Consider the following 14341-nt stretch of genomic DNA (forward strand, 5'->3'; position numbering starts at 1 on the left):
ACAATAAAAATAAGGGACAGATAGGATTATTTATATGAAGAGACAGGGTATTTTTTTATTATATGATGAACAGGGATGTGTAGATGAATATATAGTTTATATGCTGCAGAGTATGAACCAGTATTTTGATAAGATTACAGTGGTCTGCAATGGGATACTTTCATCAGAAGGACGGAAAAAATTAGAATCCATTGACAGGATCCAGGTGTTTGTCCGCGAAAATAAAGGATTTGATGTTTGGGCATATAAGGAAGCCATGGAACACATCGGATGGGAAGAGATAAAAGATATTGATGAATTGATCATGTTTAATTATACATTGATGGGGCCGGTGTATGAACAGGATCTGGACAGAATGTTTAAAACTATGGATGCGAAGAATGTAGATTTTTGGGGCCTTACTTTATATCATGGTGTTCCATTTGATCCATGGGGGATACTTCCTGATCATAAGCTCCCTGATCATTTACAGTCGCATTTTATTGCGGTTCGTAAACATATGCTTGCAAGTGTAGAATTTGAAACATATTGGAAGACCAGACCTATGATAACCTGTTATGAAGAGGCAGTAGCTTTTCATGAGGCAATATTTACACAACATTTTTCAAATTGCGGATTTAAGTGGAAAGCATATTGTAACCCTGAGGAAAATGTGATAGCTAATCCGTATCCTCTTTTTATGGCACCGATTCAGATGGTGATGGATTATCATTGCCCATTTTTCAAAAGAAAATTATTCTTTTATCCAATGAAAGAAAAAATAGTAGATTCCAGTAGTTATATTTCCCGAGTATTTTATCAATTTATTAAGCAGGAAACACCATATGATGAAACATTGATTTTAAAGAACCTTATCCGTACTGCTCCAATGCAGGATATTGTTGACGGATTAGGATTAAATGTAATTCCTGATTCAGAATGTGAAAGAATCGCAGAAAAGATAGCTGTTGTTATTGATGAAGATTTTTATCTGCAGCATCAACCGGATATAGATGATTTAGAAACACATGCAGATCTATATTATTGGGGAAGTGAGGAAAGCTTTCATCAGAAAAAAAATTGGGAGGAAATGCATCTTCTTGAATGTACGACAGGTAATTTTGCAGAAGTATATTATGCTGTTGGAGCATTTGCTAAGGAGTATGAATATATCTGTTTTCTGGTAAATGAAGATCGAAGTTATATTGCTGAAAATCTGGACAATGGACATACAGGCTGGATCATTGAAAACAGTATTTTAGGCAAAGGCGTATCGTTAGGGAATATAGTGTCTTGTTTAAATGATAATTCAGGAATTGGTTTGGTTTATCCTCCGAATTCAAGTCAAAGTTTATATTATTCAAGACAGTATAAAGAACGTGAATTAATTTCCTGCGAGATCCAACAGATATTAGAGGACAGTGATATACATTTGAATATAGCAAAAGTCAGGGGAAGTATAGGACAATATACAGGATGTTTCTGGTGTAGAAGTCAGGTTCTGCAAAATCTGACAGAGAATGTCGATGTCAGAAAGTGGTTATTGGCACAGACAGATCCATGTTTTGTTTTTACTTCTGTTCTGAGCCTGTGTGCACAGTCAATGGGATACTATACAGCAAGATCGTATAATAAACAGTTGGCGGGTATACAGATTGATAGTAATGATGTGATGAATGATGAAATTAATGCGGCTGTACAGAATACTTCTATGAGTTTCCCTCAGATGTGTAAGAAACTGGAGTGCTTACAGAACGAACTTACTTGTATTGCAGCATATGATTATGGTCAGGGATTTGCTTCAGTTTATCAGAAGAAAGTAGCAGTAGAGTATTTGGATAATGGAAAAGGGCAAATATGCATACCGGTACCTCGAAAAGTAAAGAATATCAAGCTTATTTTTAATGAAGATATGTATGTAATATTCGATGGATTAAGATGTGAAATTGATGGTATAAGTATTATAGATAATTTTATGTATAAGGATGATAAATATTCAATATTACATGGTTCGGATTCAGCAATATACTTGAACGGAACATTGAATGAGGGGGCTTCAATAAAAATATGTTTTGATGAAATATCCTATGGTTATTTGGGACATGGTATGGATTCTATTATTGGTAATATTCAGTATAAAGAGAGACAGCTTGCAGATATGCGATTATCGTTGCAGGATTACCAGAATGATCTTATAAATAAAAAAGCTGTTATTGCACTTCAGGAGCAGCGTCTTAAAGAGGCCAGAGAAGAAAATAAAAAGCTAAAGGAAGAACAGAAACAATTATATGAAATAAATGGCTATTTAACAAATGAAAGAAATGCATTAGTAGAATATCGTAATGATATCGAGAACTCTAAAACAAGAAGAATGCTTCAGAAAATTGATAAAGTGAGAGGAAAATAATGAAGATAAACAATGAGCAGGTAAAAAGATTAGGAATATATTTTTTCTATGAAAAAGAAGGAATAGTAGATTCTTATGTAAAATATTTTTTTAAGGACTATGTGAAACAGGTCACAGATATGATCGTTGTCTGTAATGGACAGCTCAATGAAGAAGGGCATAAGTTTTTTGAACAGTATACGAAATCTGTTATTGTCCGTGAGAATAAGGGCCTGGATGTTTGGGCATATAAGACAGCGATGGAATCGTTAGGATGGGAAAAATTAGTTCAGTATGATGAGATCTGTTTTGTCAATTGTACGATCATGGGTCCGGTTTATACATTGAAAGAGACTTTTGAAGCTATGTCAAAAGAGAATTTGGATTTCTGGGGAATGACCAAACATTATAAGAATGAATATGATCCATTTCATAATAATCGATATGGATATTTACCGGAGCATATCCAGTCTCATTTTATGGTATTCAGACAGTCTCTTGTAAAATCTGAAGATTTTCAGAGCTTCTGGGATGAAATGCCAATGATTAAAGGATACGAGGATTCAATTGGTAATTTCGAATCCATTTTCACAAAGCATTTTGCAGATCTTGGTTATAAATGGGATGTTTATGTTAAAACAGATGACATTTCAAATAAAACAGATTATCCATTAATGAATTATGCGAAGGAATTAATTCGTGATAAAAGATGTCCTATTTTTAAACGGAGAATGTTTTTTCAGCCATATGAGTACGAAATTTTCAACACTCTGGGACAACCCGGAAAAGAATTATATGATTATTTGAAATCAACAGGTTTATATGATGTAAATCTGATATGGGATAATATTTTAAGAACCTGTCATCAGGCAGATTTTGTAAAAAATCTTCATTTAAACTATATTCTTTCTTCATCTTCTTATGATCAGAATAAAATGGATGAGATTTTAAAGAAGAGAAAGCTTGCATTAGTCATGCACTTATATTTCCCGGACCTTGTGGAAGACTCTTTCCAGTGGGCGTCCAATGTTCCAAAGGAAACAGATGTATATATTACAACGGACACGGTGGAAAAGAAAGAAGCAATACTGAAAGTATTTAAAAATCTTCCATGTAATCATTTGGAGGTCCGTGTAATTGTAAACAGAGGAAGAGATGTCAGTAGTATATTGGTCGGCGTGAAAGACGTTATTCAGAATTATGATTATGCGTGTTTTGTACATGATAAGAAGACTGCTCAGGCGAAACCAGGCTCTGTAGGTGATTCTTTTGGCTACAAATGTTGGAATAATACATTATATAATAAAGAGTTTGTATGCAATGTATTGCAGACTTTTGAGGATAATGAGCGTTTGGGAATTTTATCTCCACCAGAACCAAATCATGGTCCGTTTTATCAGACATTAGGAAATGAATGGGGATGCAATTTTGAAAAGTCAAGAGAAGTAGCTGATAAGCTTGGCATTACAATCCCAATGTCAGAGGATAAGGAAGCACTTGCACCTTATGGTACTTTTTTCTGGTTCAGACCAACGGCATTAAAGGTTTTATTTGATCATGACTGGCAGTATGAAGAGTTTCCGGAGGAACCTAATAATTTTGATGGAACCATATTACATGCGATTGAACGGCTATATCCAATCTGTGTTCAACAGGCAGGATATTATCCTGGATTGTTAATGTCTGATCAGTATGCAGCCATAGAGGTAACAAACCTGAGATATTATGTCCGGGAATTAAATCGTGTTATGATTGACAAGGGATATATGGAATACGGATTGTTTAACATGGTTCTTCAGCGTTTGAAGCAGGGAGCAAAACAGGTTATTGCATTGGATGGACCAAGTTGCATGAAATTTGATTCGAAAATGCGAAAGATATTACCAAAATGGTTATATAAATTTTTAATTAAGATAAAACGAGCAATTTTTGGACCTCACGGATTAAAGGATCCGGATTAAGGGAGTAATACGGAAATGGGAAAAGAGAGATTATTTTATTTGGATTTTGTGAGGGCTCTGGCAGCTATCTCAATTGTAATTACACATTATAATGCTATATTTTTATATGCCAATCCGCAGATAAATAATTGTTATGTGATACATGCGTTTATTTTCAATATATATATTGGTGGATTTGGAGTATCGTTATTTTTAATTATTTCAGGTGCAGCATTAATGTATGTTTATGGTCAGGCATGTAATCTGAAAAAATTTTATTTGAAACGATTTAAAACATTGTACCCAATGTTTTGGATTGCATATATTATTGCATTCCTTGTTATATATGTATGGAAAGGGGCATGGAAATATACAACTATTCCAAAGGGAAAATTACTTCTTTCTGTAATCGGAATGGATGGTTATCTTGCAGATGTTATGCCAACATTTTATCTGGTTGGAGAATGGTTTTTGGGATTTATAGTCATATTTTATTTTGTTTTCCCATTACTCAGGTGGATGATCAATAAATGTCCGGTGGTTTTGGCCGTAATTTCGTTAGCAGTATATGTTATATTACTAAAATGGTATCCGATTCAATTTGCATCTTCTAAAAACCTGCTTGTGCGATTACCGGAGTTATTATTTGGGATGTATTTTATAAAATATATAAAGAAAGTAAAATTGCCTGTGGCGATTGTCGGCTTAGGAGTATTATTATTTAATCAGTTTTTTAAACCGGATCTGCCAACTGATTTGCAGACTACATATGTAGGAATCGCTGCATTTCTTGTATTAGTGTATATTTCACAATGGGTAAGAAGCCAGAGAATACAGGAGATATGTCAGTGGGTTAGCAAATATTCATATGCGATTTTCTTAGTACATCATATTGTAATTTATTATGTTATGATGACATTTAATTTATATGCAATTACACATGTTGAAAGTTATTTGATTTTCCTTGGATTCTGTGTCGTAATTGCAATTTTATCCAAGATACTGTTTGATGTAGATCATTACATCAATAAAGGCGTTGGTAAGTTAATTAGCAGAAAACAAAAACAATAGTAGAAGGAAAATAAAAATGAAAAAGATATTGATAACAGGTGGTGCGGGATTTATTGGCTCACACCTTGCAAATGAGTTGATAAAGAGAGGATATACAGTCAGAGTTCTTGATAACTTATCAGAACAGGTACATGGAAAAAATGCGAAGATACCAGCTGAATTAGATGAAAGAGTTGAATTCATCCTCGGGGATGTAAGAAATACAGAGGATTGGAGAAAAGCATTATCAGGAATGGATGTTGTTGTTCATCTGGCAGCTGAAACGGGTACTGGGCAGTCTATGTATGAAGTATATCATTATACTGATACGAATATAGGTGGAACTGCCAAGTTAATTGATATATTAACAAATGAAAAGCATTCAATTAAAAAAGTGTTGGTTGCATCTTCCAGAGCCATTTATGGAGAGGGAGCTTATAATTGCCTAAAACATGGAATTGTATATCCGGAATTTAGAACAGAGGAAGATCTGGAAGCAAAAGATTTTGGAATGAAGTGCCCGATATGTGGAGAAAGCGTTTCTGTTGTGGCTACAAAAGAAGATGCTCTTTTACATCCTGTAAGTGTATATGGTATTACAAAGCAGGTTCAGGAAGAATTGGTTCTTACATTGTGTAAAAATCTGGGTATACCGGCGTTGGCATATCGTTTTCAGAATGTATATGGTCCGGGACAATCTTTATCAAATCCATATACGGGTATTTTATCTATCTTTTCAACAAGAATTCGACAGGGAAAGGATATCAATATTTTTGAAGATGGTCAGGAATCACGGGATTTTGTCTATATTGATGATATAGTTGCAGCCCTTATCGCGGGAATTGAATCGGATCGCTACATGCACGAAAGTTTCAATGTAGGAACAGGCAAGATGGTAACAGTTGAAACGGTTGTAAATGAATTAATGCGGTGTTATAAAAAGACCGTTCCGGTACATATATCAGGCATGTTTCGTGTCGGCGATATCCGTAATAATTATGCAGATATGACAAAAACAGAAAAACTTTTAGGGTTTAGAACTAAAGTTGATTTTTCTGAAGGAATTGAGAAATTTGCTGATTGGGTATGCGGACAGGATATGAATCTGGATGGATATGAGCGGTCTCTTAATGAATTAAAGGAAAGAGGATTACTAAAATAGTTTTCAAATTTATAAGTTTTTAAACTTCTTAAACCTTATTAATTGGGAACTGAAGAGTGTAACAATACATAAGCGGATTCATCATAAGATGGATCCGTTTATTGTATAATAAAGATATGTAAATATTTATATTACCGGGCATCAAAACCACATGGGTTTGGGTAAAAGTTTGGTTTTTGTGTCTGAAAGGTTTGCTATACAAAAACAGGAATAAAGAATATAATCTATAAGCGTCAGGGTTATGGGGGTATGTATGAAACAAATGAATAACGAGATAATTTATCCACGATCGGAAGAAGAAGTGTTGCTGATTTTAGCGACAGCAAAAAAAGAAGGCCATCTGCTAGAGATTATTTTTGATGAGTTTGTGAAGAAACCATTTTCCATGCCGGTACTTTGGGGGTGCCGGGCATATTTCTACGGGCTGAAAAAAGAAGAGCTGTCAGCACATCCGGTTCTGTTTACTCATCTTGCATTGCTATCTGCTATGGATGGGGACTTGAGTCAGGCAAAATCATATGTACAGTTTATGGGGAAGACACCGCGGCTGGTGAAAATGGATACATATGATATGATGGACATTTGTCGTATCAAAACAGAACTTGTCATGCCATATATAAGTGATGCAATGTTTTTTCGGATCGTAAGTTTTCTAATTGAAGAAGAACTGGTGCCCGTGATGGGTCTTACGCTTTCAGCATGCAGACCAAGTATACTGAATGGTTTTCGCGACTTTACAAGATATGGCAAATATCTGAAAAAAAGTAAGGACGGGATAACAGAAGCCGCATGCCGATTATATGGTGGAAGTGTTGGACAGAAAGTGTATGAGATCATGCTGGCAGAGTGGTATTATCAGAACAATAATTGTTTTGAGGCACTGATTCTTGTGACCGGAACGATTCCGTTGATCGAGCAGGAGAAGGATATGCGTTGTCTGTTTGTGGCACTTGCACTTCAGATGAAGATCCTTTTGGTAAATGGACAGACAAAAGCTGCACGTCCTTTGGTGGAAAAGATTCGGAAACGGATACAGATTACGGGATGGGATGAATTAACTTCAAGTCTGAATGCGATCGAATGTCTTGGTGCCTGTTATGATGGGCGACTACAGGATGTAGAGCGTTGGTTAGATGATATAGCACCGGATGAGAATAAGGGCATCTTCATGATGGATATGTATGCATGGATGGTTAAGGTGCGATGTTATATACAGACAGGCAAATATATGGCTGCCTATGTATTGACACACCAGCTTATTGCATTGTTGATTCCGGGCAGACGTTATATGGATTTGTGTGAATGCTATATGTTGTCAGCTATCATATATTATAAGATGAAGAATATGGAAGGCATGTGTGAGGAGCTTTCCAAGGCCATTGTGCTTGCAAAAAGGTGCGGTTATATCAGACTGCTTGCGGACACGGGCAATTGTATGGTACAAATGCTGACAATTTATCAGAAAGAATATGAAGAAGATTCCTTCATAAGTGAGATTAAGGAACTTGCATATTCGGTCGGTACTTATTTCCCTGATTATTTAAAATCTCCATATGAATATTATGAACCTCTGACTCAGATGGAAGAAAAAGTCTTTCGTTTGATGGCACAGGGCTTAAGTAATGATGATATTGCACGACAACTGGGCAAAAAGACGGGAACTGTGAAGTTCCATAGCTGTAATATCTTTCGTAAGCTGCAGGTTCCGACGCGTCAGGAGGCAGTCGAACGCGGTCGGGAGATTGGTCTGTTATAAAAACAGACGCTTTAATATATAAGAGCATTTGGCTCTTTTATATAGAAAAATAAAAAGGAGGAAATAAGATTGAAACAGAAAATTAAATTTGTGAAGCGTTTCATGTCAGTGGTAGTGGCTGCAACTATGGTGTTTGCAATGGTTACAGGCATTGGTGACTTTTTTCCGAATATAAAATCGGAAGCGGCAGCACGCCAGACGCTGTATATCTGTGATATTAAATCCGGGGGATTTAGTGCCAATTATGCAGGATATACAAGACTGTCTATTGATAGAAATGCGGGAAATGTAAACAGGGGATGTGGAAAAGGATCCAATGATTATATCTGGGTAAAGACGACCACAGATCCGGCACAGGCATATACAAGGATATGGTCTGTATGGCAGAATAATTCAGGTACATCAAGCAGTCTTGACGGATATAGCGTTGAGAGAAAGACGGGTGACCTGAATGATGGTGTAGGTTCAAAGTCCGGTTATATCTACGTCTATGCAACAAAGGACAGAAATGCAGGAGATCCAATCTCATCACTTGGTATCTGGAATACCGATGATAGAAAGCTGCAGTATGCCGGAGGAAACTCAGGAAGCGGTCTTACAAGTGAATATCAGCAGGAGGTTGACAGCAACTGGAACAAGATTGATGGAGATCTCAATAAAAATGCCGGAGGTGCATATATTTATCTTTATTGTAAGAGAGCACCTTATGTGATTCCAAATGATATAAGGATTACTTTTGATGGTGAATATCATAGGGGATATGTAGAGTCAAAGACATCCGGCGTATCGATCTCATATGATAATACCGGTATGTATCAGGTAGGAAGTAATACTACAAAATATGCGGTGTCAAAATCCGGTATGGAGACAGCATATGGTACATTTACAAATACGATCGCTGATCCATATGGCTATGACAAATACACGAAGCTGGAGGATGGACTCTGGCTTGGAGTAAAGAGCACAGCGGAAACAGCAACAAAAGATGACTATTCTTATTCGGAGACAGATGGACTTACGATCAAATCTGATAAGGAGATGATCCTGTTCGGAACAAAATCCGGTAAGGTTATGAAGGGTCAGATCAAGGCAGCAGGGGATATTGATGTGAATCTTGCGATCCGTAGTCTGACGATCACACGGAATACTCAGGGGGCAGCGATCACAGTAAATCCGGCAGAGGGTAAGACCGTGACGATCACTGCTTACGGAACAAACAATCTGACATCATCGGGAGCTTATGCAGCGATCCAGAAGAATGGAAGCGGTAAGCTGGTACTGACTTCTACGACGAAAGGTACTATAAATGCAACTGCCGGTAACAATGCGACATATGGAGCAGCCGGTATCGGTGGTGGTACAGACAAAACCTTAAAGGTTGTTTCAAATATTGAGATAAATGGAAATGTAATTATAAAAGCAAGGGGATCACAGCCATCAAATGAAAGCTATGCAGCATATGGAGCAGCCGGTATCGGTTCTCAGTACAATATGCCGGTTGATGGCATCCGGATCTCAGAAAATGCAGACGTAACAGCAATTGGTGCAAACGGAGCAGCCGGTATCGGTTCCGGTGCAAATGCTGATGCTGCCAATATCGAGATTGCAGGCGGAATCGTAAATGCAACAGCGGGAAGTGGAACGATCGGTTCTAAAAATATTGGCGGAGCCGGTATTGGTTCCGGTGCTTACATAAATGATGAAGCAAAGCTTGCTTCCGGTATTACCATTTCAGGAGGAACTGTAATAGCGACCGGTGGAGACGGCGGAGCAGGTATCGGTTCCGGATCTGATGTAGAAGCAACAGAGATTAAGGTAACAGGCGGTGTTGTAAAAAAAGCAACAGGCGGCACAGATGCAGCTGGTGTTGGCTCGGGAGCAAATGCAAAGGTATCGTATATTATGATATCAGGTGGAACTGTAACAGCAGTTGGTGGAGCAAATGGAGCCGGTATCGGTTCCGGTCTGGCAGGTGCAGCCTCCGATATTTACATTTCAGGAAATGTAGCTGTAACGGTAACAGCAGGAACAGACGGAGCCGGTATCGGTTCCGGTAAGAATGCATCCGTTGATAATATCAATATTTATTTAGAGTATGCAGGAAATCTGACTGTCGATGGTACAGAAAACGGAGCTGGTATTGGTTCCGGAGCAACAGATACTGTATCAGAGGCAACAAATATTAATATTTCAAATACAGGTTTTATTAGTATCAGAGCAAGAGGAAATGGAGCCGGTATCGGAGCCGGTCTGAATTCAGAGACAAGGGATATTAATATTATCGGCGAGGTCGTTGAGACAAAAGGAAAGCTTATAGTTATTGCTGCAAATGGTCCGGCAATCGGTGCTTATGCAGGAGATGTTAAGAACGTAAATGTCTTAACAGATGCAACAGTTAACCTCAGTGCTGAAAATGGTATTGCAGTAGGAGCACTGAATGGCTCATCTGCTTCTGATATTACAATTATCGGTGATAATATCTGTGGAGCAAAGGCAGAGGATGTTCCTGTTCTGGGAACTGTTTCTAACTCTGTTCTGTTCGTAGGAAAGACATATGAGGTTTATGGAACAGCAACCATTCGCAAGAGTACACATATTAAAGCAGGAACAACATTAGAATTACCGTCATCATCCAAGCTGATCATTCCTAAGGACGTTGAACTTGTAGTTGATCCACAGCATGATGATGTACTTCCGGGTGCGCTTGTCTGGGCAGCTGACAGTGATGCACAGTTGATCATCAATGGTACTTTAACAGTTAAGGGAACAATGGCGATGGATTCCGAATATGGTATCATTGTATTGAACGGTTCTCTTAATCTGGAAGAAAATGCTAATATTTACGGTAAGTTCTTTATGAATGGTAAATATACCGGAAATGGTGTTATCACAAAGGGAAAGAATCAGACTCCGGAGGAAGGGGAGATTGCAGTATACCTTGAACTGAATATTGATGATGGTGTAACCTACAATGCAAAGGGAAATCTTGCAGAGAACCAGTTGATCATTGATGAGTCCAGTCTGGAGGATACTACTACCGGTACATATGCAATTAATAACATTGTTGCACATGACGGATTCCAGATCACAGATATCCTGTTGGATGGCAAGTCCATTATAAATGACAGCAGTTATGTTACAAAGAATCAGGAAACAGGAGAGTACAATGTAGTATTATCGGTATCTGAATATCGTGGTGAGACGATAAAATTTGCAGTTAAAGCAAAATCAACCGTAGAATCGATCAGCATCGAACGTTTCCCAAATAAGACAGCATTTGCCAAAGGGGCAGAGTTTGATCTGAATGGTCTGAAGGTAGTAAAGACATATAAGAATAAGAAGACTGCACCGGTTGATATTGATAAGGAGCTGAAGGTTACAGGCTATGATATGAACAGCGTTTCTGCACAGACGGTAACACTTCAGTATATTGCAGATGACAGATACAGTGATGATATTACAGCATCCTATGAGATAACTGTATTTGATTTTGCAGGCTTAAATCAGGGAAAGACCACGCTTACTGCGGGCGGCGAATCATTTGTTGCTACAGATGTAGATAATGCGGAGCATGTTGTTAAGTTTGCATTAGATAAGAATGTCGGTGATATCTCAGCACTGAAGGATAAGATCCGTCTTCAGGTACAGGGATTTACCAATTCAGTTGGTCAGATTGATTTTGTATCAAGTGAAGTAGTCGGACAGAATGCGGTTGAGGCAACATATGTAGCAGATATATATGTAGATAAAGCGAAAACAGTAGTGATTCAGTATACAATAGTGATCACACAGCCAACTTTATACTATGATCTTGCAGAGGCAGCAGTAGCAGTAAATGGCGAATATACCTATGATGGAACACAGCAGACACCGGATAAGGAAAATATCGAAGTTACAATCGATGGCGCAGTTGTTCCGGACGATCAGTATACGGTAGAGTATGGCGAGAATGTGAATGCCGGTACCGGTAGACTTACGATCAAGGGTGATGGTATTCATACTACAAACAGTAAGGAAGAAACATTTACAATTGCAAAAGCGAAGCTTACGGATATTGATGCACTTGTAAGATCAAATGAATTTACAGTTCAGAATGATGTAAAGCATGAGCTTCAGATAGAATTTGGCGAGATCAAGGGCCTTGCAGCAGATGAATATACTGTATCTTATAAGAAGATATCCGATCAGTCAAATATCGTGGCAAATGTATCAAACGGAGTTATCACGACTGCTTATGATACATCCTATTCAAAGGCAGGAACAGCAGAAATCGCTGTTAATGTAACAATTAAGGATAGTGCAGTAAACTACTATGCAGATTCTGAATTATCACATTCCGTAAATGTTACATTAACAAAGTATGTAAAGGGAACTAATATTACGATCACTTCCGATTCTGATGATTTTGCGTGGGATGCATCAGCCGGTGAATATAAGGTGACGCTTTATAAGGGCGAGAAGATCTGGATCGATGCCAAACTTAACGATGGATCAACAGATGTTATTGACTATAAGGTTGCAGAAGGCGGCGAAGAGGTAGCTGCTTGTGATGGAATTACCATTTCTGCGTTAGGCAAGGGATCGACCATTATCACTGCAAGTACAGGTAAGGGCGCTACAACAAAGAGGATTGCGGTAACGGTTCTTCCGACTACCAGACTTGAATTAACCGGTACGGAGACTTATGAGAAGGTATTTGGCGATAGCGCATTTACACTGGATGTGGCTTTGAAGGATGCAGCGCTTGAATCCAAGCTCTCTGCATTACGGTATGTTTCGGCTGATCCGGAGGTTGCTGCTGTAGATGAGACCGGTAAAGTTACTATAACGGGATGCGGTGAGACTACAATTACAGTAACATCCTATACAGAAGAAAGAGCATATACATCTGACGAATATGTGGTAATAATCAAGGTTAAGGCACCACATACGAAACATATCAAAGATAATGGAACAAGAGTTGAGCCAACCTGTGAGAAAAATGGTTCTATCACATATAGATGTACCGAGTGTAATGAGATTGTGGATACAGAAGAACTGAAGGCAACCGGACATAGATGGGATGAAGGACAGGTTACGACACAGCCGACTACAAAGACAGAGGGTGTAAAGACATATACTTGCAGCGTCTGCAAAAAGACAAAGACAGAGTCGATTGCAAAGCTTCAGGAGCCGACACCGGTAGAACCGGCACCGGCGAATCCAACACCGGTGACCCCAACGACACCGGAAAAACCGACAGTAAAACCGATCAAGAAGGGGGATGTGGTTTCTGATGACAGTAAAGCTGCAAAGGTTCAGGTTATAAGCACATCCAAGAAAACAGTTGCATATAAAGCACCTGTAAATAAAAAGGCTAAGACTGTCAGCATTCCGGCAACCGTGAAGATCAGAGGTAAGAAATACAAAGTAACACAGATCGCAGAGGGTGCTTTCAAGAATAATAAGAAGGTAACAAAGGTTACAATCGGAAGCAATGTTAGTAAGATTTCCAAGAATGCTTTCAATGGAGCGATAAAACTTAAAACCGTTACTATGGGACAGAACGTAACGGAGATCGGAGCATATGCATTTAAGGGCTGCAAAGCTCTTACCGGTATTACGCTTCCGGCGAAGACAACGAAGATTGGTGATCAGGCATTTAGCGTATGCAAGAAGCTGAAGACAATTACGATCAAATCTTCAAAGATCACATCCAAGAAGCTTTCCAAGAATGCATTTAAGGGCATCACAAAGGTTACTACAATTAAAGTACCGAAGAAGAAGGTTTCTTCTTATCAGAAGTTGTTTAAGAGTAAAGGCTTATCTTCCAAGGTTAAGGTAACAAAATAACAAAATAACAGTAAAAGCAATGGACGCCGTTTGTGGTAAAAATATCACAGACGGCGTTTTCGTTTTATCTGGACAGTATGAGTCAAGGTGAAAAAAATTTTTAAAAAAATTTGAAAACTTTAAAACCTTTTTCCTTTTGCCCCTGTCTTATATAGTAGAAGGCAGGAAATACAGAATGTTTTTCTTGCATCTATAAATATTTGTTGTAATATAAAAACATCAAAAAAATGAAAAGG

Annotated in this window: 6 protein-coding genes; all 6 read left to right on the forward strand. The window is 38.1% G+C overall.

Going from position 1 to position 14341, the window contains the following annotated elements; all coding sequences use genetic code 11:
• Window positions 1–34 precede the first annotated feature (34 nt).
• The 6 genes from LK416_12030 (at window position 35) to LK416_12055 (ending at window position 14105) form a co-directional block, all read left to right on the forward strand.
• Window positions 35–2386 (forward strand): hypothetical protein, encoded by a 2352-nt coding sequence (locus tag LK416_12030; protein UEA74370.1) that lies wholly within the window; start codon window positions 35–37, stop codon window positions 2384–2386.
• A complete protein-coding gene (locus LK416_12035) occupies window positions 2386–4326 on the forward strand; it encodes a rhamnan synthesis F family protein (protein UEA74371.1) in 1941 nt (646 codons plus the stop codon). Before LK416_12030 ends, LK416_12035 begins: the two co-directional genes overlap by 1 nt.
• Window positions 4327–4341: 15 nt before the next feature.
• The gene (locus LK416_12040) at window positions 4342–5376 is read left to right on the forward strand and encodes an acyltransferase (protein ID UEA74372.1); all 1035 of its coding nucleotides are present in this window, start codon (window positions 4342–4344) and stop codon (window positions 5374–5376) included.
• Window positions 5377–5392: 16 nt separating this feature from the next.
• Entirely contained in the window at window positions 5393–6517 is a 1125-nt protein-coding gene (locus tag LK416_12045) for an SDR family NAD(P)-dependent oxidoreductase (GenBank protein UEA74373.1), read from the forward strand.
• A 253-nt stretch (window positions 6518–6770) separates the two neighbouring features.
• Window positions 6771–8273 carry a LuxR C-terminal-related transcriptional regulator gene (locus tag LK416_12050; GenBank protein ID UEA74374.1) on the forward strand — a complete coding sequence of 501 codons (1503 nt, stop codon included), beginning with the start codon at window positions 6771–6773 and terminating at the stop codon, window positions 8271–8273.
• Between the two features lie 69 nt (window positions 8274–8342).
• Complete coding sequence (locus LK416_12055) at window positions 8343–14105, forward strand: leucine-rich repeat protein (protein UEA74375.1); 5763 nt, start codon at window positions 8343–8345, stop codon at window positions 14103–14105.
• Window positions 14106–14341: the final 236 nt, after the last annotated feature.

It is taken from the genome of Lachnospiraceae bacterium GAM79, from assembly GCA_020735665.1.
Classification (GTDB): domain Bacteria; phylum Bacillota; class Clostridia; order Lachnospirales; family Lachnospiraceae; genus Coprococcus.

Excerpts from the sequence above, each read along its gene's own strand:
- LK416_12030 (UEA74370.1), top strand. The coding sequence starts at position 35 with ATGAAGAGACAGGGTATTTTTTTATTATATGATGAACAGGGATGTGTA.
- LK416_12035 (UEA74371.1), top strand. The coding sequence starts at position 2,386 with ATGAAGATAAACAATGAGCAGGTAAAAAGATTAGGAATATATTTTTTC.
- LK416_12040 (UEA74372.1), top strand. The coding sequence starts at position 4,342 with ATGGGAAAAGAGAGATTATTTTATTTGGATTTTGTGAGGGCTCTGGCA.
- LK416_12045 (UEA74373.1), top strand. The coding sequence starts at position 5,393 with ATGAAAAAGATATTGATAACAGGTGGTGCGGGATTTATTGGCTCACAC.
- LK416_12050 (UEA74374.1), top strand. The coding sequence starts at position 6,771 with ATGAAACAAATGAATAACGAGATAATTTATCCACGATCGGAAGAAGAA.